Origin of the sequence: Moorella humiferrea (genome assembly GCF_039233145.1) — a bacterium.
Taxonomy (GTDB): domain Bacteria; phylum Bacillota; class DSM-521; order Neomoorellales; family Neomoorellaceae; genus Neomoorella; species Neomoorella humiferrea.
Genome location: NZ_CP136419.1, coordinates 1,086,674 through 1,106,229 on the forward strand (window position 1 = coordinate 1,086,674; position 19,556 = coordinate 1,106,229).

Below are 19,556 nucleotides of genomic sequence, written 5' to 3' on the forward strand. Positions count from 1 at the left end.
GGAGCCCCCGTCAAAAAAATAAAAGGGAGGTGTTACCGTTGATCTCTACGGTTACAACCACCACCCCCTGCCTTTATCTACCCACTAATGGTGCTTAATACCCTGGGCCCGGAAAACAGCGCCTATTTTTATATAGCCTGGATGATGAGTATGGTTCTCTCGGTTATCCCCTCGGGCCTGGCTTCTTCCCTTTTTGCTGAGGGGTCCCACGATCAGCGGCGGCTGGGATGGCCGGCGTGCCCTGGGCATTGCCCTTTTGCTGTCAGTACCCGCGGTTATAGCCATGATTGTCCTGAGCAGATGGTTTTTACACTTTTTTGGCCCCGGATACGCGGAAAAAGGGACCGGAGTGATAAGGTTTTTAGCCCTGGCGGTTATCCCCCAGTGCGTGAACCAGCTTTACATCACCGTCAACCAGGTAAAGAAACGGGTGTTTTTGATTATTTACCCGACTCTTTCCCTGGCCGTCCTGGCCCTGGGTTTAGGCGATTTAATGTTAGAGATATTCGGCTTAAACGGCATCGGTATAGCCTACTTCATGGCCCATTCGGTGGTGGCAGTAGTGGTCGCCGGGCCGTTGTGGCGGGCTTTGCATGAAAGCGGGAAAGAAATCTCCCATTGAGGGCGTCAAGCCTTACTGTCGGGGGGAACTGGAGATTACCGACGCCATCCAGGAACACTTGAATATGGATTACAACGTAGCCGCCCGCAGGGTAGAGGTCGGGTTGCTGGATACGGGCAAGAAGAACGATATCCTGGAGGCCAACCGGGCGGTCCATGGAGGTGAGGTGAGCTTATTGACTCATGGGTCCATTCAATAATCGCGAAATCGCAACCGCCTTCTGGGTTATTGTATTCCTGGCATTCGCGTTGCGAAAGGCCGATATACGCAAATCGTTCGTGGCAGTCCTGCGAGCATTCTGCCAATTTAAGATTCTCTTGTCAGTTTTCCTGATGGTATTTTATACTTTAGCCGTTGTGAGGCTACTTGCTGCCATTGGTCTATGGAAAGTTTCTCTTCTCAAAGATACCATCGTATGGTTATGTGTCAATGCGATGGCAATGATGATACGTTTCATTACGTCGGACGATGCTGAGAATATCTTCCAGAAGGTACTAACCGACAGCTTCAAGAGTGTAATTGTCCTTGAGTTCCTTGTCAATACATACACATTTTCGCTCCCTACTGAACTTGTCCTCGTGCCGATACTTACTCTAATTGCGATGGTTGACGTAATAGCGAGTTCGGACGAGAAGTACTCTGCGGTTGCAAAAATAACCAAGTGGGTGCAGATGATCATTAGCTTCGTTATTTTGGCGATCGTAGTTAACCGCGCCATTTCTAATTTCCAGACTCTCCTCAGTTTGGATACTTTCAGAAGCATTGCATTGGCTCCGCTTCTTTCCTTGCTATTCACGCCATTTCTTTACGTCATGGCACTAATTTCAAAGTATGAGCTTGTCTTCTTGAGGCTCAATTTTGGCTTGGAAAAAGAGAGAAGGTTGAAGCGGTATGCGCGCCGCCGCATCTTGATATATGCTGGCCTCAGCCTGAGAAAGCTCCAGCATCTTCTCAGAAACCATGCAGCTGATCTCATGCATATCCAAACTAAAGCTGACGTTGATCGTCTTGTGCAGCAAAGAGTCAATCCGTGACTTTTATGATGAGGACAAAGAAGAACCTTTTTCATGGATAATCCATATTTTGAAGTCATCAGCAAAATGGGCAAAAGGATCAGAACAACGAAAACGTACTGGGCAATCAATAAAAAACACCCAGCGATGAAGGGAAGGAAAAAAGAGGTTCAGGAATTAAAGAAGGTGAGCTTGTATGGAAAAGATTAGGCTATATTACGACAAAGCAAACACATTAAATATGTGGTTTGACGATCCTGAAAAAGAGTATATTTGTGAGGAAAGCGGTGAAGAGGTTATTTTAATCAAAGACAAAAATGGGAAAGTGATCGGCCTTGAAAAGCTTAATTTTCTTATACCTAATGTTAATATAAATGAGCTTCCTCTGGAGACCGCTATTATTTAAGTAAACCTGGCCGACATTTAATAAATTTGCCCGCAAAAATTCCACTCTTGAAAGTTCTCATCCTCCCCAAAAGGGGCTTAAAGAGGAAGGGCTAAAATGGGAAGAGGGGCGTTCCCTACTTTTATACAGGCAGCAATGAAAGAAGCTGTCATCGAACGGCTAGAAGATGGTACTTTCTTCGCTGAAATACCTCCGTGCCCTGGCGTTTGGGCTGACGGAAAAGATGAAAAGGAATGTCTAGCCACTTTGCAGGAAGTTCTGGAAGAATGGCTTCTTTTTAAACTGCGGGATGGGGACAACGATATTCCTGTTTTAGGCGGCGCAGATCTAAATCATAAATGGCAAGTAAAGCTCTAAACACGATTTTATGCGCCGGGGCCGGCATAAACTTCGCATACCCAATCCCCATGGTGATGATATAAGTGTTTCATTATAAATCAGAATTTTAAAATAAAAGAATATTAACAAGGAAAATGGGATAGCTTGAGTGAGTGAATAAAACTCATTTCTATAGTTATATATCCCAGTGGCAAAGCTGATAGCCCGTGTTGGCCGGTGTTTAATTAAATATTACTTTATAAGATCTATGTCCATAATACTGAGTGGGGACGGAGATGGTACGGCGATGATCACCCTTGTGTAGTTAAGTATAATTTAATTTGTTCAGGTGAACGTGATGGAGATGCGCCTGTTGCCCTGGGATGTTATATGGTAAAATAAAAAAGGAGAATTATCCCTGTGCCCTCAATCGATCTCCCGATCAAACGTTTGGTCCAGCGAAGAGCTGGTGACTGGGTAAGATTTCTACAACGGTCATGCCGGGAAGAGTGGATTAGGCCATGAGCCCATGGGCTATTACGACCCGGCTCTACCGGCCCGGATGATGCGCTACCACTAGCTCAGTGATTACTGGGGTAACTTAAAGACCCTGGAATTTACCTACCGGGTAGTTCGGGTTTGGGAAGAGCCCAGGCAATCCGTAATAGAGCGGGGACTTATCGGTCTTTACCCCCTGCTTCCGTTAATGAAGGGAGAAAAAGGAGAAGAGGCCAGACAGGTTTTACAGCAGAGTATAACAGTAGTAAGCGAAATTGAGGATGAGGCTCTCCGGCAGGATCTTCTAGTGGTTATGGGAATCTTGGCCGGGGGTAAATACGCGGCAGAATTGGTTTATTCAATGATAAGGAGGGAAATGGTAATGCAGTCGCCAATTTACCAGGAATGGGTAAGGGAAGAGCGTGCAGAAGCGGAAACTAAAGGCAGGATGGAAGGCCGGATGGAAAAATCCTAAGAGATTATCTGCAAGTACCTCTCCCACAATTCGGGCAGCACTCTGCTGATTTGCAAGAAAAGGTGCAGAAAATAAGCGACCTCCAAATCCTGGACCGCATTCTGGAAGAACTGTTTACTGCTGATACTATAGAGGAAGCACGGGCAGTTATTTTAGTAAAGATCGCCGGGAACCTCCAGTAGGTGCTTTTAGGCTCCGAACAACTGCGCTGCCGGCTCAGGAGTACGCCTAAATTATCCCTGCGGTGCAGAACCTAATTCTAGTTGGAATCCAAATATGATACGGGGGATATAAAGATGAATCCTTTGGAGCGAATTACAATTGATCCTTCGGTTTGTCACGGGAAGGCCTGCATCAAAGGAACTAGGATACCTGTAAGTGTTATTTTGGATAACCTTGCTGAAGGTATAAGCCAGGAAGAAATCCTGAAGAGTTATCCTTCTTTATCCTTGGAAGATATTAAGGCAGCAATAGCTTACGGTGCTATGCTGGCTAAAGAACGACATATTGCCCTGTAAATTAAGGGGAATAAAGATGCTGAGATTTAAAATCGATGAAAATCTTCCCATTGAGATTGCTGATCTTCTCAGGGAAGCAGGTTATGAAGCTGAAACTGTCTGGTCAGAACAAATCCAAGGATTTTCTGATATTGAACTTTTAGGTATTTGCCGGAATGAAAAGCGGGTTCTAGTTACCCTTGATATGGATTTTTCGGATATTCGCAGGTATAGACCTGAAGATTATCAAGGAATAATTTTACTTCGTATAGCGTCTCAAGGCAAACAGAGTGTTATAAATCTTTTCAAAAAAGTCATCCCCCACCTACGTTATCAGAATCTTATTGGATATTTATGGATAGTACAAAAAGATCGAATCAGGATTAGAGGACCTGAAAGATGAAAGGTCCAAATCCTGGACCGCATTCTAGATGAGCTGTTTACTGCTGATACTATAGAAGAAGCGCGGGCAGTTATTTTAGGAAAGATCGCCGGGGGCCTCCAGTAGGTGCTTTTAGGCTCCGAACAACTGCGCTGCCGGCTCCGGGGTACGGATTTGGGCACAAGAGAACAACCCTTCGCTTGTTCTTAGGTGACACTGGGGCCATTGTTGAAGAAGGTGTAAGAATGAACCTGTTGCAATGTTGCCATTTGAGCGATAGTGACAGGTACTTTGAGGAATTGTTAGCCGGCTCTGCAGATCTGTCCCTTTTAGGGAATATCGAGTTGAATCCTGAGGAACTCGATCACCTGGCGAAGTTGATTGCTGGGGAATTAGGGAAACCTGATTTTGCTCAAAGAGGCTCTTTAAGTGTCGCCGTCTTTCTTGTTGGCATGGGTGTGAATTATTATCATGACAACTTCTGGGCCCCTGTATATACCGCCCTCGGGCTGCCTCCCGGACAGATTAAATGGCAGCGGCTGTTAGGGGAGGCTTTTCTGGCAACCGTTGAGAAATATAATTTGCCTGCATTTTCGGATGAATTGCGTTATATTATGCCTATCCTGGCCCACGGTATCGTCCCAAATGCATACCTGAACGACTATTTTAGCGATGTGGTGCTGGCCATATATTACGAAAGGGAAAGAGCAGGACTGCCGGTGATGGAGGCCGAGATAGCCCATCTGGCGACCAACTGGCGCCGGGACTATCATACCCGTAATGAACTGGAAAGAGAACTTGCCGAAGTAAAAGGCCATGAAAGTTCTTTGGCCCTGGCCATGGATATGTGGAAAAACAAAGAAAAGTTGGAGCGGTTGCAGGACCTGCGGGCCGGGGTTGAAGATTCCGTAGAGTTAAAGGCCGCTTTGGCTGTTCCTGAAGGTTGGTTGGAACAGGCTGAAGCTGAACGGAGCCGCTTGCAGCAACAAATCGACGCCTACTATAGTTCATTGAAGCATTTGCAGGAGATTGCAGCCGTCCAAGAAGCCGGTCATGTCGAGATTAACGCGTTAAACAGGGCGATAGAAGACGCCGGCAAAGAAATAATGGGCCACTGGGATGATAGTTTTGCAGGCAAGATAGAGGGCCTGCCGGTCGATGAGATTAATAAGCTGGCTTGGGAATATACGGAAGGCAATCGGGTATTCGTAGGATCAGGTCGCTTTTGGGTATGGCTATTACGTTTGCTTTTACGTCGCCGGTACCGGCAGGTAAAGCAGTGCCGGCAGATGCTTGAAGAAAAGCTTGATGGTCTTCCTGTGCGAAGTGAGCTGATGGCTAATCCATGGCCGGCTTTGCCCAAGGTTTTACGGGAACTACAGCAGCTTTTACGGGATTATCATAAGTTAGAAATACTTTTAGAGAACCTTCGTAAAGCAGAGCAGGGAATTTTTGCGACCAGCCCTGCCCTTGATAGAATTTCCGAAACAGAAATCGCCCTCTGGCAGGAGAGGTTAACTAAACTGAACAGAAAAATAGCCGAATATAAAATGAATCTGGTCCGGCTGGGCAAAGGCGATTTAGAAGAAGGGTTGAGGAAGCTGTCTGAACAGAGGAGTATTCGCTGCGAAATTGAGACTATTGTGGCGGAACTCAATCGTGATGATATTGATTCCTTGGTGGCTATATTGCCATTGATAGAAAAGTACCCTGAGGAAACTTCCCTGTTCAATGACTTGATTGCTATCCGGGAGAAGGAAAATAATATCTTGGAAAAACTTAAAACAATTAAAGAACCGTTATATTTCCTTAATGAATCAACCCGTATATTTATATTGCAGGGTGGGAACCTGGCGGAAAAATTCGTATTTCATTCCCTGTTATTAATGCAAAAACTCGACAAAGGTGAGGAACCCATTGGCGATATTGTCTTACCCTCGCGGATTATTCGGGCTATGGAAAAGTGGTGGTACCAGCAGGGTAAAGACATGCTTGATAAAATGCGCTCCTCAAGGGGTGAGGACAGGGAGTCGTACGGCGTGACTTTACGGCGGCCGGTTATCAAATTGGATACTATCGCAAGATCCATCAAGGTTGAATTCCCCGAACAAACGGTGGGAGGACCGGCAAGGGCAACATTGGTGATACGGGGAAAAAGCGGTACTGTAAGAGAGGTCAATATCCCGGTACATAAAGTGGGAGAAGGGCAGTATAGGACCGGAATTGTTGACGTTAATCTCGAGCCGCCGGAACCTGTTTATCACTTTGAGTTTCGCGCCGGGGAAATTTTTCGCTCCTGGAAGATTAACGGTATCGACGGCAATAATGCTTGCTTGCTTTTTAGTTCGCAAAGAAAGCTGATCGAAGACGAACGGCTGCCGGAAGACGGTGCTTATCTGGTTGCTCCTGCCGGCAGCAGGGTGATGCCTGTCGAGGCGGTAAAAGAACAGGAAAGATTGACAGGTTCCTGGTCGGATTATGAATACTGGTATCTGGATCTAGATGGAATTGATGCAGTGCTGGTCAGGAATGAAAAAGAGGCAGCGGTTTTTAAAAAGCTCCCGGAAAAACTGGAACCAGGGTTACTTGGAGGAGAAGAAATAGTTATCGTAAAAACAAGGGAGGGACCGGTCTACCGGGGTAAACTACCGATGCTCTTGTTCTCGAAAAACGAGCAGGAAGAGCTGCGCTCTTATGGTGTGCGCCTGGACTGGGCCGGGGTTGCTAAATATGTTTCTTTAGATACCCCGGGGGCGGTTATCAGTAAGGATGATATTATTTTTGTACCCCTTGCCGTTCTCTTCGGCGATGTATATGGAGTATGCGGGATTACTTTGATTTACCGGGAGAGCGTCCTGTGGCATCAAAAGTGTGTCGTGGTGCCCGATTTGACATTAGAGTTTGATCGGGTGATATACAGCCCTCAAGATGGAAAAAGAGAAACAGGGCGATTGGAATTAAGTTCGCGGCATTATTTTACTTTCTTCGTCCGGCCCCCGGCGCAACTGGTCGAAAGCTCACCCGGCAGGACCCTGGTTGAGTTTGATACCCGCCAAAACCAGATTGTTGGACAATTGGGTTATTCTATAGATCAAGATAACGACTTCCGGGTGGAAGTTTATATAGATATTCCCGCTGTTCGTTGGCGGGGAAGTGCCGATACTCCCTGGAAAGCGGAAGTCGAAGAGATCTGGCATGAAGAACTGGGTGAAATCGAGGTTAAATTGCCGGCGTGTATTTCGGGAATGGTTAAATTGGCATTAGACAATGGGCGGCAGGTTATCTCCCGCCAGATAAGAAAAGGAGTTGCCGTCTTTAATTTGCGCCAGCTCAGTGACACCCTGGGGAGTGATAACCTGCCGGTTCACGATTTATATCTAAGTTTTCAGGATAGTACTATTCCGGCGTGTCTTTTGGTGCGCGTGCGGATGCGCTGGCAGGTTGCCGATATTTCTATAGTGCAGAGGTTAGAGGGCGAAAGACGTATCGTTGTTCTGGCCTGGCAAGATTTCGGGGTAGTTACCAATAGAATTGTACGTTTGTGGCCGTTAGGGTTGCCAGGGGCAGATATGCTTGAACGCCGTGTCCCTGACGGCGTATCCAAGGTGGAGATTAGGGAACATTACAGGCGGCTGCCGGCGGGCGGCTACAGGCTGCAGTTTACTATCGATGATCCCTGGGAAGAAGATGAAGTTTTACTGCCGGATCCTGAAAGCGAAAACTGCATAGATGTAATGCTTGGCGATAAAGCGGAAATATTACAGGATATATTGCAAAATGGGCTGTTGATCGAATCTTTTGCCTGTGAGGGCGAAATTATCCCGGCCGGAAGATTATACTGGATCCAGGATATTGCTATAAAACCCGAGTTTCTGGGAGAGGAACGGTTCCAGGGCAACATTTGTACTGTTGATGAGCACGGCAATACGATTATCCTGGATTGTAATCCGGTAAGCTTTTATCTGGATTTAGATGAATTAAGCAGGTTGCCTTTTCTGATAGATAGAGATAGGGACGGGGCGACATATTGCAAAAGATGCCGGGTATTGTTTTGGGAGATAGCTCATCAAGAATGCGGGCGTCAAGGGCAAGTAATTCTGCCTGAATATATTTTCGTCCAGATAAGGAGAGGTAAAAATGGGCCTGGATCCGTTGCGGACAACTGAGGCGGTAGTCGGCAAATACCTGGATTATTTAGAGACGACCTTTGCTTTTAAAGATACGGACCTGCGTCGGCAGTTGGCAGAGGAATTGAGTAAGGAAGGAAAGTTTGCCAAAGGTCCTATCTTGGAGGCCATCCCCCCCTTCAAGACCGGCTGCTCAATAGATGAGCTGATTGAGCAGGGTGTGTTATCACCAGAATTTAGGAAACTACAAACACCAGCTTTGCCGCTGGAGCGTCCCCTGTATTTACATCAAGAAATTGCCATACGCAAATTAGTTGAAAATAGAAGGAATATCATTATTGCAACTGGTACGGGCAGCGGCAAGACGGAAACATTCCTGGTGCCTATTCTCAATTACTTATTCCGGCAACAGGAAGAGGGTATCCTCGGTCCGGGGGTGCGGGCCTTGTTGCTGTACCCCATGAATGCCCTGGCCAATGACCAGTTAAAAAGACTGCGCACCCTGTTAAAGAATTATCCAGCTATTACTTTTGGTAGCTATACTGGTGAGACAGAAAGGGATGAGAGAAAGGCAATTGAACAGTTCAGAAGAATGAATCCCCGGGAAGATTTGCTGCCCAATCAATTGTTGTCCCGGGAGCAAATGCAGGCAACCCCGCCGCACATTTTACTTACCAACTATGCTATGCTGGAATATTTATTGCTGCGGCCCCAGGATAATGTTTTTTTTGATGGTGAATATGCCCGGGATTGGCGGTTTATCGTGATTGATGAGGTCCATACCTATTCCGGAGCTAAAGGAATAGAGATGGCCATGCTCCTACGCAGGCTGAAAGATAGGGTTTGTGAAAGCAGGCCTGGCACCCTGCAGTGTATAGGTACTAGTGCTACATTAGGTGTAGATGAAAAAGGGTTCCGGGAAGTGACTGAGCTTGGAACCAAGCTTTTTGGCGAAAAGTTTGAATGGATCGAAGATAATCCTGCCCGGCAAGATGTGGTAGTGGCCTTTAAAAAACATTTAAAGGTTGCTGAGAGCAGTTGGGGCAAACCTGGGAGTGAGCTTTACGGCAAATGGTCGGAAGTTATTGATGGCGATGAGCCAGACAAGATTGAAAGGTTAATAGCTGGCGGGTTGGAATCAGGTATTCCCCAAAATATTTTAACTCTGGCGCAAAAAGATTGCCGGGGGGAATGGTCCAGATTTATTTATCTGGTACTTTCGGGAGACAGCAGGGTTATTACCCTGCAACAGAGACTGGAACAGGGGCCTTGTTTTCTACAGGATGTTGCCCGGGAATTATTTCCCGGGGTCCAGGACGGTCAAAACCGCCTGGTAGCATTGGTTTATCTGGCCAATAAGGCCAGGCTGGAACCCGGAAGCCAATCCCTGCTGCCGGCCAGATACCATTTATTTATCCGGGCACTAGAAGGTGCGTATGTTTCTTTGCTCCCTGAAAAGAGGCTTTATCTGGAACGACGGGAACAGATTAAAGGTGCAGATGGTAAAATGTTTCCTGTATTTGAAGCAGCTACCTGCCGTCAATGTGATGCGCTGTATCTTGTAGGCGAAGTGGTACGTGGAGGGGAACACGATATTCTTAAACAGCCGGGCAGGCGTTTCTATGAAGACAATAACAACCTTGTCTATTTTTTGCTCCTTGACGATAAAATGCCGGTTCCCGAGAATGAAGATGAAATAGTGGCAAGCGGTGAGGATATACCGCCAGGAGAGGAATATCATTTATGTGGTGGGTGCGGGGCCGTCAGGCCTAAAACTGATGCTGCAACCCTTTGTAGTTGTGGTGAGAAAAGCTTATTTTTGGTAATTAAAGTCTCCGCTAAAAACGGGAATGTATATAAGTGCCCGGCCTGCGGGAGCATTAATTCTCTCGGTTCCGTGGTGCGGCGGTTTGTCCTCGGTGCGGAGGCGGTTACCAGCGTTCTGGCGACTGCCCTTTACCAGCAGATACCGGAGCAGGTGGAAGTAATGCAAGATGATGATACTGAAACAGACGACTGGGAGGTTCCCGACAATATAAGCTTTCACAAAAGTAATCGTCGCCTGCTTATTTTTTCCGACAGCCGCCAGGATGCCGCTTATTTTTCTACTTATTTGCAAGCCTCATACAATCAAATTTTGCAGCGCCGCCTAATTATCATGACGCTGGAGAAGTATAAAAGCCAGGTGGTGGCCAATGAATGGCGGGTAAACGATCTGGCAAACTTTGTTAAAAGGATGTTGTATGATCTGCAATTGTTCCCGCAAATGAGTATGCAGCAGTTGGAAATAGAAGCATGGAAATGGGTGTTGCATGAATTCATTGTCAGCGATCGCATTATCGGCTTGGAAGGGCTGGGTTTAGTTGGTTTTAAGCCGGTATTACCGCCGGGTTGGAACCCACCCAGGGCTTTGTGTAAAGAACCGTGGAATTTTACGGTTGCAGAGGCTACTGATTTAATCATGGTTTTGCTGGACACGGTCAGAAAAAGCGGCGCCGTTCGTTTTCCGGATGTTGTGGATCCCCGAGATCCTTTCTTTGCACCTAGAAATAAAGAGTTTTATTTTAAAGAAAACATGTCTTACCCCGGCCGGGTTTACAGTTGGACTCCTACCCGCAAGGGTGGCAATAACTCCCGTATGGATTATTTATTACGCCTGGCTGCTGTGCAGGGCGGGATTGACCGCGAAAAAGTCGAAGAGCTGCTGGTGCAAATTTGGAACCGGTTGTTAACGGGTGAAAGGGCGCCGTGGAAGGGCCATTTTTCCAGCCATCATGAGTCCCAGGGCCTGGGGGAAGTATACTGCCTGAAACCGGAATACTGGCGGGTGCTGCCGGCAGTAGTTGATGATACTGTTACCTGGTATCGCTGCAGCAGGTGCCGGCGCCTGACGTTATATAACATTAAAGGTGTTTGCCCGACTTACCGGTGTGATGGCCAGTTGGTCGCCTGCAATCCAGCTCAGGAAATGGCCGGCAACCACTACCGAAAATTGTATCTGGATATATTGCCCTTGATCATGCAAACCAGTGAACATACAGCCCAGCTTACTACAGAGAAGGCTGCTGAAATACAGCAAAAATTTAATGATGGGCAGATTAATGTTTTAAGTTGTTCTACTACCTTTGAGCTGGGGGTTGACGTCGGAGAACTGGAAACTGTTTTTATGCGTAATGTACCGCCTTCGGCTACCAATTACATCCAGCGGGCCGGCAGGGCAGGGAGGAGAACAGATTCTACGGCCTTTGTCCTTACCTTTGCTCAGCGTCATTCCCATGACTTTTCTCATTATAATGAACCCCTGCGAATTATTAAAGGCGAAATCCGGCCACCCCATATAAAGATTAGCAATGACAAAATTATAAAGCGACATATGTATGCCGTCGCCCTGGCAATGTTTTGGAAATTAAGGCCGGAGTATTTCGGGCAGGTCAAAACCTTTTTCCCTGAATCTGGTGAGACGGCCTCTCAGGCGTTAGGAAAATTGTTGCGTGATAAACCCGGGGAATTACAAAAAAGTCTTAGTAGGATTATTCCCAACGAGATGCAGGAAAGACTGGGGGTTCATGACTGGAGCTGGCTGGACGGACTTTTAGTTGAAACCGTTGGCGTACTGAGCAAGGCAGAGGCGAAGGTAATGGCGGATTTGCGCGAATTGAAAGCCATTGAAGCAGAGTATAGCAGGACCAAAAACCACTTGAAAGCCCAGGCCGTCCATAAAACCATTAATACCATTGAAAAGCGTTATATTCTAGATTTTCTGGCGCAACAAAATGTAATTCCCAAGTATGGCTTTCCGGTAGATGTGGTGGAATTACAGATTTACCATCACGGTGAAGAAGCCAGGGGTCTGGAGCTGGATAGGGATCTCAAAGTTGCTTTGTCTGAATATGCACCTGGGAGTCAGGTGATAGCAGGAGGCAAATTATGGACCAGCAAGTATATTAAAAAACTTCCAGACCGGAATCCTGTGGAATACGCCTACGCGATCTGTGATTACTGCGGGTACTACCAGAGCGATATAGCCGAAAAAAATACCCCTATGGATACCTGCATTTGTGGTAATAAAATAGGAAACAATCGCGGTATATTTATTGTCCCGGAATTTGGCTTTATTGCCGGGCCGCCTGAAACGCCTACAATGACCAAACCACAAAAGACGTATACCACCAGGAAATTCTTTGCTCAGGAAGAAAATATCGAACAGGAAATTACCTTTACTTTAAACGGTTTCAAGCTCAATTTGCAAGCCGGCGCCGGCAGGCTGGCCGTAATTAATAGTGCCGGGAAGAAGGGGTTTAAAATCTGCCAGTCTTGCGGCTATGCTGAGGTTAATACCGGGGAGCCCCTGGGTCCCCACGAGACGCCCTGGGGGATAAAATGTAATGGTAGAGCTGCCCGTTATTCATTGGGTTACGAGTTTTACACTGATGTTTTAAGATTATGGTTTCCGGAATACCATGATCAACGTGAGGGTTTCTGGGAGTCTGTCTTATACGGCATTTTAGAGGGAGCCTGCAGTGCACTGGACATTGAGCGCCAGGATGTCGATGGTACTTTATACCCCTATGCAGGCAATCCTTACAGCCCTGCGCTGGTATTATTTGATGATGTGCCGGGTGGCGCAGGCCATGTCAAGCGGATTGCGGAAAAAGATAATCTGATGCGAGCTCTGCACCGGACGTTGGCGATACTCTCCAGATGCGAATGCGGTGGTAGTCTGGCCAACACAAGTTGCTACGGTTGCCTGCGCAATTATACCAACCAGTATTGCCATGATAAACTGAACAGGGGCTATGTAATAGAGTTTATAAAGAAACTGTTAAGTAGTTCTCCTTCTGTCTAACGGGCGATTTGGGGATCGGCGGTAAGGATGGGCAGGTTTTCTATCCGGGCGTGGGTAGCAAGAAGCTGAAAGGCCTTGCATATCACGTAAATATGGGTTACACTTATTTACGTGGAGGTGTTTAAAATGGAATACCAAAATATTACTTTATCCCTACCAAAGCAGGTACTGCAAAGGGTTAAGCATATAGCCATAGAGAGGCAAACCTCTGTGTCAGGCCTTTTGGCTCGAACCCTTGAGGAACTCGTCCGGCAAGAAGATAGCTACGCCAAGGCTCGCGAACGCCATACTGCTTTGTTAAGAAATGGTGTTTGCCTTGGTACCGAGGGTAGAATTACTTGGCGGAGAGCAGATATCCATGAACGATAATTTAAGGCGCCAGTTCGTCGATACTAATGTCCTCGTTTATGCTCATGATACCTCGGCTGGTATAAAACATGAGAAGGCCAGGGATCTTATATTAAGTTTGTGGGACTCCCGTCAGGGCTGTATTAGTCTGCAGGTGCTGCAAGAATTTTACGTGACGATAGTTCAAAAGGTAGCAAAACCGGTTGCGCCGGAAACGGCCGCAAGGATAATTGCCGATTTAGGCCAGTGGACGCTACATGTGCCTGATGTCGAGGATGTTCTGGAAGCTATTGAAATCCAGCAGCGGAATGAACTATCATTTTGGGATTCGCTTATTATTTGCAGCGCCAAAAAGTTGGGCTGCGATGTCATCTGGACAGAAGACCTTAATAACGGCCATCATTACGAAGGGATAGTGGTTTTAAACCCGTTCCATCTGGATTGAGCAATCTGCTGATTTGCAAGAAAAATTGCAGCCGCTTACAGCGGCCCAGATTTACAGTTTCTTTGCCGATGTGCCCCAATCCCGGTCTTGAGGAGAGTGCAAAAGGGGGATTTGCCGGCCTTGCGCTATGGACGGCAACTGCGCATACCGGCGAGCGCTTTAGAAAAATTAGGACGCCCAAAGTGAAGGAAGGTAGGAGTTTGGAACGGTTTAAGTTCTATTCCTTGACTGATGAGGAGAAGCATAGCCTGCTTCAAAGAATTGCTGCCTGCTTAAAAGGAAGAGAGGAGATAGCCTTTGCCTATCTTCACGGTTCTTTTCTCTGTGAAGGTCCTTTTAGGGATATTGATCTGGCCGTTTATATCAATGATGAGGGGATAGATTCAGATTACTTCCTTTATGAGATGCAGTTGGAAGATTCCCTCCGGCAGCTCATTCCTTTCCCAATCGATGTCAGGGTTATTAATAGAGCTCCTTTATCCTTCAAATATACCGTTCTAAAAAACGGTTACCTGTTAATAGAGAATGTCCCAAATATCAGAGTTGATTTTGAGGAATACACGCTGGACAGGTATTTTGATTTTGCCCCGTTTCGGAAACGCTATTTAAAGGAGACGCTTGGCCTTGAAATTTGATGCTTTAAAAGCCGGCAAACTTCTTGCTGCGTTCAAGCAGGCTCAAAAGCGGCTGCAAGACCTGGCCCGCTTGCCAAAAGAGGAGTTTTTGGCTGATCCTGATAAAATAGGCAGCGCTAAATATCATTTCATCCTGGCCATTGAAGCAGCCATTGATTTAAGCAATCATATTATCGCCAGAAACAATTTGAGAATACCGGAGGATTACGCTGATACCTTTCGTGTTTTGGGTGAGGTTGGCATTTTTCCTCCTGAATTTACTGCTACTCTCATTAAAATGGCTAGATTCAGGAACAGGCTGGTCCATATTTATTGGGACGTGGATAATGATACCCTCTATAATATTTTAGTGAACGGGCTCAAAGATCTCGATGCTTATTTAAAGGCAATGGGCAAATTTTTCACTGGTAACAAGGAAGAGCCCTAGATTCACGGTGCGGCCCATTTTTTACGCTACCGGCTGCAGGGAGAGGCCGGGCAGAGGGCCGGGACCGCCGGGTCCGCTGGATTATCGCATAGTCCTTATCGGTTCTATGCTGCCGGACATTATCGACAAGCCCCTGGGCGGGGTAATTTTCAAGGAAACCCTGGGTAACGGCCGTATCTACGCCCATACCCTGGTTTTTTTATTATTTGCCAGCGCCGCCGGCCTGCTGTGGTGGCGGCGTTACCGGCGGCCGGGGGGCATGGTCCTGGCCGAGGGGAGCCTCATGCACTACCTGCTGGACGGGATGTGGCGCTATCCGGCTACTTTCCTCTGGCCCCTGTACGGCTGGGGCTTCCCCCGGGGCCATCCGGAAGAGTGGTTCTGGCAGTGGCTGGCGGGGCTCCTGCATGACCCTTCTGTGTATGTGCCGGAAGTAACGGGTGGTGTCATACTTGTGGTTATTTTCGGGCGGCTTGTCTGCCGGGTAGGATTATTACCAAAAATGGCGAATATAGCAAGTGGACTTTTGGATGTTAACAAAATTTGCCCCTATAAATGCTCGTTGCAGGCGGGCCCGGAGATAGGAGGGTTATATGTGCGCATCAAGGGTTTATGGTCGTATCTGGCGGTTGTAGGTATGGTTTATACCCTCACCGCCGGGGGATAAGGGGGTGATCCCCACCGGCATCCCTGCCAGGGTCGAGGCGGTGGTAATGCTAAAGAGGCTGATGTAATTAAGGCTAGCTTTCTCCGGGAGCAGTGATTATTTGCCGGTCATGAATTCGGGAAGAGGCCTGCCTTATTTACCGGGGCGGGCCTAGTTATTATAACTTACCGCGGCCGGCGGCCGGAATTATCGGCGAAGGAAAAATACTTGACAAAAAGAAAAACTTGGTTAAAATGAAATTCGATAACCGAAATTTACGGGAGGCGAAAGAACTTGGGCGGCCCGCAAGAGCCGACGCGGGAATTGGAGTATCTGCTGCGGCAGATCAACCATGTAATAAACCACTCTACCCGCAGCTATCTTGCCGAGCGGGGATTAACCATGCCCCGCTTTTGGGTTTTGAGCAACATGGTCGCCGATCGCCCCCTGACAATGGGGGAACTGCAGCGACGGCTGCTGCAGGCGCCGGGAACGGTTACCGGCCTGGTGGACGGCCTGGTGGAAGAAGGCCTGGTCCGGCGCTGGCGGGATGAAAACGACCGTCGATTGGTGTTTCTTGCCCTTACGCCGGAAGGGGAAAGATTCCTGGAGGAAATTTTGCAGTTCCGGGCGGCCGTATTGGAAAAGGCCCTCGTCGCCCTGGACGTTGGTGCAATAGAGGGGCTTAATAAAGAGCTTTCCCTAATCTTAAAAAACCTAAAAAACCAATTTCCCTGCAAGACGGGCTGCAAAGCCGATAGAGGAACAGGAGCAGTCTAGATCGTTACGGTGCGGGTACGGGCGCGTTCTTCCGGAACTGAGAGGGGTGGCAAAGGTTATGGTTTATTCCATAGAAGTGCAGGACTTGATCAAGCGCTTCGGTGATTATGAAGCCGTAGCGGGGATAAATTTCAGTATAAATAAAGGCGAGGTGTTCGGTCTGCTGGGGCCAAACGGCGCTGGTAAAACGACCACCATCCGCATGCTGGCTACCTTGCTACCGCCGACTTCGGGGAGAATATTTGTGGAAGGGTTGGACGTTCGCCGCCACGGCGGCCTGGTCAGAAGGTTGCTCGGTTACGTCCCCCAGGCCCTCTCGGCCGACGGAACTCTGACCGGTTATGAAAACCTCCTGCTTTTTGCCAAGTTACTACGCCTGGGTAAGGGAGAACGCGAGAGGCGTATTGACGAGCTCCTGAACCTCCTCAATCTGCAGGACGCCGCCCATAAGCTGGTACGGGAATACTCCGGCGGCATGGTGCGCCGCCTGGAGATTGGGCAGGCCATCCTGCACCGGCCCCATATTCTTATTTTAGATGAGCCGACGGTGGGCCTGGACCCGGTGGCCCGCCACACCGTTTGGAACACTTTAAAGCAACTGCGCGAGGAGACGGGGTTGACGATCTTAATTACCACCCATTATATGGAGGAAGCCGAAGCGACCTGCCGGCGGGTGGCAATCATGAACCGCGGGCGGATTGTAGCCCAGGGCACGCCCGAAGAGTTGAAAAGGGCGACGGGCAAACCGGATGCCACCCTGGAAGACGTTTTTACGTTTTATACCGGCGATCAGGTGGAGACAGGGGGGAGTTTCCATGAGTTACGAAAAACCCGCCTACGTGTCCAGCGTTTCAACTGATAAATCTGTTAAGGAGGGCAATCGCACCCGGAGTGCCGGTTCCCCTATAGCGGCCTATCTTACCGGCGCCCTGGTGGTGGCCGAAATGGAAGCCCGCAAACTCCGCCACGATCCTACGGAGTTGTTTACCAGGGCCGTCCAGCCGGTTTTATGGCTGCTGATATTCGGCCAGGCCTTTTCCCGCATCCGGGCCATACCGACAGGAGGCATAAATTACCAAACCTTTATGGCACCGGGGATTCTGGCCCAGTCGATGATGTTTATCGCCATTTTTTACGGCCTGAGCATTATCTGGGACCGCGACCAGGGTATCTTACAGAAACTCCTGGTCATGCCCGTACCGCGGGCCGCCTTTGTCACGGGCAAGGCTTTAGGTGCCGGCATCCGCGCCTTGAGCCAGGTGGTTATTATTCTCTTCCTCGCCTTTTTGCTGCGCCTGGATATCCGCTGGAGTATCACCGGGATAGTTTTCAGCGCCCTGGCGGTTATTGTGGGGGCTTCTTTCTTTGCCACCCTGTCCATGATATTCGCCGCCCTTGTCAAGACGCGGGAGCGGTTCATGGGGATCGGCCAGGTGATTACCATGCCCCTGTTTTTTGCCAGTAACGCCCTTTATCCTATTGACATTATGCCCGCCTGGCTACAGGTGGTGGCTAAAGTTAACCCTTTAAGTTATGTGGTGGAACTGCTGCGCGGTTACTTGCTGAACGGTGCCGTGGCGGGGAGCTGCCATGCCTGGATGGTTCTTTTGGGTGCCACTATAATGATCCAGGTAATCGCCACCTACCTGTATCCCCTGATCGTCACTTAAAGGGGAGGCTGTACGGGTAGAAACGGCTGCCGAAAACCTGCCCCGGCCTTAAGGCTGGCGCCCATGATCGAAGCTACATACCGTGAGGTGGACAGCACGGTGAAGGCCAAGGACGTAGTGCTGGAGCGGGTGCAGAGCATCAGCGCGGTAGCCGAAGAGACGTCGGCCTCGGCGGAAGAGATAGCGGCCTTGGCACAAGAGCTGTCGGCCTCCACCCAGGATATAGCGGCCAATGCCCAGCAGGTGCTGGAGGTAGCCAGGCAGCTGGAGGAACAGGTATATTATATTACGGTCCGGCCGTAGGCGGTACACGCGCCTTACGGCCGGCCTTTTTTGTCGCCGGGGGAGGCACGAAATATGGTACGCCCAGCATTTAAGGGGAGTCCCCTTGAAAAGTGCGGTGTGCAAATGATTGCTAATGTATCAAGATTAAACATGGATGATTTTTGGGAAAACCAAAATACAAATTTGTAAAACCAAATTTTAAACAAAAAAATATGTTAAACCAGAAGGAATCTGCTTTTAAATAGCGAATTAAATTAGCAAAACAAAAAGATATTTTTTTGTTTGCGGAAAGGGGGGGATGAGGTCTTGCGGGCTGAAGACCGGCGGCGAGAAATCATAAGGCATTTAGAAGACTATGGTATTGTCAAAGTTACTGAACTTAGCAATTTGTTTCAGGTGACGGAAGAAACCATTCGCCGCGATTTAGAACGCCTGGAGGCCGAGGGCTATTTGAAGCGGACCCACGGCGGCGCCGTAAAAATAGCCTCTACCCAGGAAGAGACCGCCTTCCACATCCGCAACATGCGCAACCGCTATGAAAAACAATTAATAGGCAGGAAGGCGGCCGAACTGGTTCAGCCCGGCGACGTTATTGCCGTTGACGCCAGCACTACCGCTCTACAATTTGTTAATTTTATTAAAGATAAAAAGGATCTGGTGGTAATCACCCACGCCCTGAAGGTGGTCATGGCCCTGGCAGGCAATGCGGATATTACGGTTATATGTACAGGCGGCACCTTGCATTCGCGCACCTTTTCCTTTGTAGGGCCTCTAGTGGAGAACGCCCTGGCAAGTTACAACATTAAGAAGGCTTTCATCTCTTGTAAGGGGGTTACCCTGGAGGAAGGCATCACTGAATCTACCGAGGTCCAGGCCAGGGTGAAAGCAGAAATGGTACGCGGAGCCAAAGAGATCATTCTACTGGCCGATCATGATAAATTCGGCACGGCGGCCCTGGCTACGGTGGCGCCGGTAAAGGCAGTACACAAGTTGATTACTGATATGGGCACGCCTGAGGAGGAATTGGAAAAATTTCGCCGAGCCGGGGTGGAAGTAGTGGTGGCTGAGGGGGCAAGCGTTGCACCGGGCGGGCGATTGGCATAAGCATATTGGGCGATAGGGAAGGACGGAATTTT

20 protein-coding genes are annotated in these 19,556 nt (G+C 48.4%); all 20 read left to right on the top strand.

Going from position 1 to position 19,556, the window contains the following annotated elements:
- The first annotated feature begins 193 nt into the window (after nt 1-193).
- A complete protein-coding gene (locus tag MHFGQ_RS05655; protein WP_106005809.1) occupies nt 194-622 on the top strand; it encodes a hypothetical protein in 429 nt (142 codons plus the stop codon).
- Nucleotides 594-821, top strand: coding sequence for a hypothetical protein (locus tag MHFGQ_RS05660; protein WP_106005808.1), 228 nt, complete (start codon nt 594-596; stop codon nt 819-821). The genes MHFGQ_RS05655 and MHFGQ_RS05660 overlap by 29 nt, the downstream gene beginning before the upstream one ends.
- Nucleotides 805-1,656 (top strand): hypothetical protein, encoded by an 852-nt coding sequence (locus tag MHFGQ_RS05665; protein ID WP_106005807.1) that lies wholly within the window; start codon nt 805-807, stop codon nt 1,654-1,656. Before MHFGQ_RS05660 ends, MHFGQ_RS05665 begins: the two co-directional genes overlap by 17 nt.
- A gap of 175 nt (nt 1,657-1,831) precedes the next feature.
- Entirely contained in the window at nt 1,832-2,041 is a 210-nt protein-coding gene (locus MHFGQ_RS05670) for a DUF2283 domain-containing protein (RefSeq protein ID WP_106005806.1), read from the top strand.
- Between the two features lie 96 nt (nt 2,042-2,137).
- A complete protein-coding gene (locus tag MHFGQ_RS05675) occupies nt 2,138-2,398 on the top strand; it encodes a type II toxin-antitoxin system HicB family antitoxin (protein WP_106005805.1) in 261 nt (86 codons plus the stop codon).
- Between the two features lie 984 nt (nt 2,399-3,382).
- Complete coding sequence (locus MHFGQ_RS05680) at nt 3,383-3,514, top strand: hypothetical protein (RefSeq protein WP_277997034.1); 132 nt, start codon at nt 3,383-3,385, stop codon at nt 3,512-3,514.
- Nucleotides 3,515-3,628: 114 nt separating this feature from the next.
- Nucleotides 3,629-3,850, top strand: a complete 222-nt coding sequence (locus tag MHFGQ_RS05685) for a DUF433 domain-containing protein (RefSeq protein WP_011391714.1) — start codon at nt 3,629-3,631, stop codon at nt 3,848-3,850.
- 16 nt (nt 3,851-3,866) lie between these two features.
- A complete protein-coding gene (locus MHFGQ_RS05690; RefSeq protein ID WP_200901620.1) occupies nt 3,867-4,232 on the top strand; it encodes a DUF5615 family PIN-like protein in 366 nt (121 codons plus the stop codon).
- Nucleotides 4,233-4,456: 224 nt separating this feature from the next.
- Nucleotides 4,457-8,377 (top strand): hypothetical protein, encoded by a 3,921-nt coding sequence (locus MHFGQ_RS05695; RefSeq protein ID WP_106005804.1) that lies wholly within the window; start codon nt 4,457-4,459, stop codon nt 8,375-8,377.
- On the top strand, nt 8,349-13,184 hold the full coding sequence (locus MHFGQ_RS05700; protein WP_106005803.1) for a DEAD/DEAH box helicase: 4,836 nt from the start codon (nt 8,349-8,351) through the stop codon (nt 13,182-13,184). Before MHFGQ_RS05695 ends, MHFGQ_RS05700 begins: the two co-directional genes overlap by 29 nt.
- A gap of 126 nt (nt 13,185-13,310) precedes the next feature.
- The gene (locus tag MHFGQ_RS05705) at nt 13,311-13,553 is read left to right on the top strand and encodes a CopG family transcriptional regulator (protein WP_106005802.1); all 243 of its coding nucleotides are present in this window, start codon (nt 13,311-13,313) and stop codon (nt 13,551-13,553) included.
- The gene (locus MHFGQ_RS05710; protein ID WP_106005801.1) at nt 13,543-13,977 is read left to right on the top strand and encodes a PIN domain-containing protein; all 435 of its coding nucleotides are present in this window, start codon (nt 13,543-13,545) and stop codon (nt 13,975-13,977) included. Before MHFGQ_RS05705 ends, MHFGQ_RS05710 begins: the two co-directional genes overlap by 11 nt.
- 200 nt (nt 13,978-14,177) lie before the next feature.
- Entirely contained in the window at nt 14,178-14,612 is a 435-nt protein-coding gene (locus MHFGQ_RS05715) for a nucleotidyltransferase domain-containing protein (protein ID WP_170066333.1), read from the top strand.
- Nucleotides 14,602-15,039 (top strand): type VII toxin-antitoxin system HepT family RNase toxin, encoded by a 438-nt coding sequence (gene hepT / locus MHFGQ_RS05720; RefSeq protein ID WP_245907869.1) that lies wholly within the window; start codon nt 14,602-14,604, stop codon nt 15,037-15,039. Before MHFGQ_RS05715 ends, hepT begins: the two co-directional genes overlap by 11 nt.
- Nucleotides 15,040-15,046: 7 nt before the next feature.
- Nucleotides 15,047-15,706, top strand: coding sequence for a metal-dependent hydrolase (locus MHFGQ_RS05725; protein ID WP_245907868.1), 660 nt, complete (start codon nt 15,047-15,049; stop codon nt 15,704-15,706).
- 273 nt (nt 15,707-15,979) lie between these two features.
- Nucleotides 15,980-16,465, top strand: a complete 486-nt coding sequence (locus MHFGQ_RS05730; RefSeq protein WP_245907867.1) for a MarR family winged helix-turn-helix transcriptional regulator — start codon at nt 15,980-15,982, stop codon at nt 16,463-16,465.
- 58 nt (nt 16,466-16,523) lie between these two features.
- Entirely contained in the window at nt 16,524-17,324 is an 801-nt protein-coding gene (locus MHFGQ_RS05735) for an ABC transporter ATP-binding protein (RefSeq protein WP_106005798.1), read from the top strand.
- Nucleotides 17,281-18,135 (top strand): ABC transporter permease, encoded by an 855-nt coding sequence (locus MHFGQ_RS05740; protein WP_106005797.1) that lies wholly within the window; start codon nt 17,281-17,283, stop codon nt 18,133-18,135. Before MHFGQ_RS05735 ends, MHFGQ_RS05740 begins: the two co-directional genes overlap by 44 nt.
- A 63-nt stretch (nt 18,136-18,198) precedes the next feature.
- Entirely contained in the window at nt 18,199-18,438 is a 240-nt protein-coding gene (locus tag MHFGQ_RS05745) for a hypothetical protein (protein ID WP_245907866.1), read from the top strand.
- 288 nt (nt 18,439-18,726) lie between these two features.
- The gene (locus tag MHFGQ_RS05750; RefSeq protein WP_146127164.1) at nt 18,727-19,524 is read left to right on the top strand and encodes a DeoR/GlpR family DNA-binding transcription regulator; all 798 of its coding nucleotides are present in this window, start codon (nt 18,727-18,729) and stop codon (nt 19,522-19,524) included.
- The last annotated feature ends 32 nt before the right edge of the window (nt 19,525-19,556 follow it).

What these genes read in the sequence shown, in the direction of transcription:
- MHFGQ_RS05660 (WP_106005808.1), top strand. Translation starts at nt 594, where the DNA reads ATGAAAGCGGGAAAGAAATCTCCCATTGAGGGCGTCAAGCCTTACTGT.
- MHFGQ_RS05665 (WP_106005807.1), top strand. Translation starts at nt 805, where the DNA reads ATGGGTCCATTCAATAATCGCGAAATCGCAACCGCCTTCTGGGTTATT.
- MHFGQ_RS05670 (WP_106005806.1), top strand. Translation starts at nt 1,832, where the DNA reads ATGGAAAAGATTAGGCTATATTACGACAAAGCAAACACATTAAATATG.
- MHFGQ_RS05675 (WP_106005805.1), top strand. Translation starts at nt 2,138, where the DNA reads ATGGGAAGAGGGGCGTTCCCTACTTTTATACAGGCAGCAATGAAAGAA.
- MHFGQ_RS05685 (WP_011391714.1), top strand. Translation starts at nt 3,629, where the DNA reads ATGAATCCTTTGGAGCGAATTACAATTGATCCTTCGGTTTGTCACGGG.
- MHFGQ_RS05690 (WP_200901620.1), top strand. Translation starts at nt 3,867, where the DNA reads ATGCTGAGATTTAAAATCGATGAAAATCTTCCCATTGAGATTGCTGAT.
- MHFGQ_RS05695 (WP_106005804.1), top strand. Translation starts at nt 4,457, where the DNA reads ATGAACCTGTTGCAATGTTGCCATTTGAGCGATAGTGACAGGTACTTT.
- MHFGQ_RS05700 (WP_106005803.1), top strand. Translation starts at nt 8,349, where the DNA reads ATGGGCCTGGATCCGTTGCGGACAACTGAGGCGGTAGTCGGCAAATAC.
- MHFGQ_RS05705 (WP_106005802.1), top strand. Translation starts at nt 13,311, where the DNA reads ATGGAATACCAAAATATTACTTTATCCCTACCAAAGCAGGTACTGCAA.
- MHFGQ_RS05710 (WP_106005801.1), top strand. Translation starts at nt 13,543, where the DNA reads ATGAACGATAATTTAAGGCGCCAGTTCGTCGATACTAATGTCCTCGTT.
- MHFGQ_RS05735 (WP_106005798.1), top strand. Translation starts at nt 16,524, where the DNA reads ATGGTTTATTCCATAGAAGTGCAGGACTTGATCAAGCGCTTCGGTGAT.
- MHFGQ_RS05740 (WP_106005797.1), top strand. Translation starts at nt 17,281, where the DNA reads ATGAGTTACGAAAAACCCGCCTACGTGTCCAGCGTTTCAACTGATAAA.
- MHFGQ_RS05745 (WP_245907866.1), top strand. Translation starts at nt 18,199, where the DNA reads ATGATCGAAGCTACATACCGTGAGGTGGACAGCACGGTGAAGGCCAAG.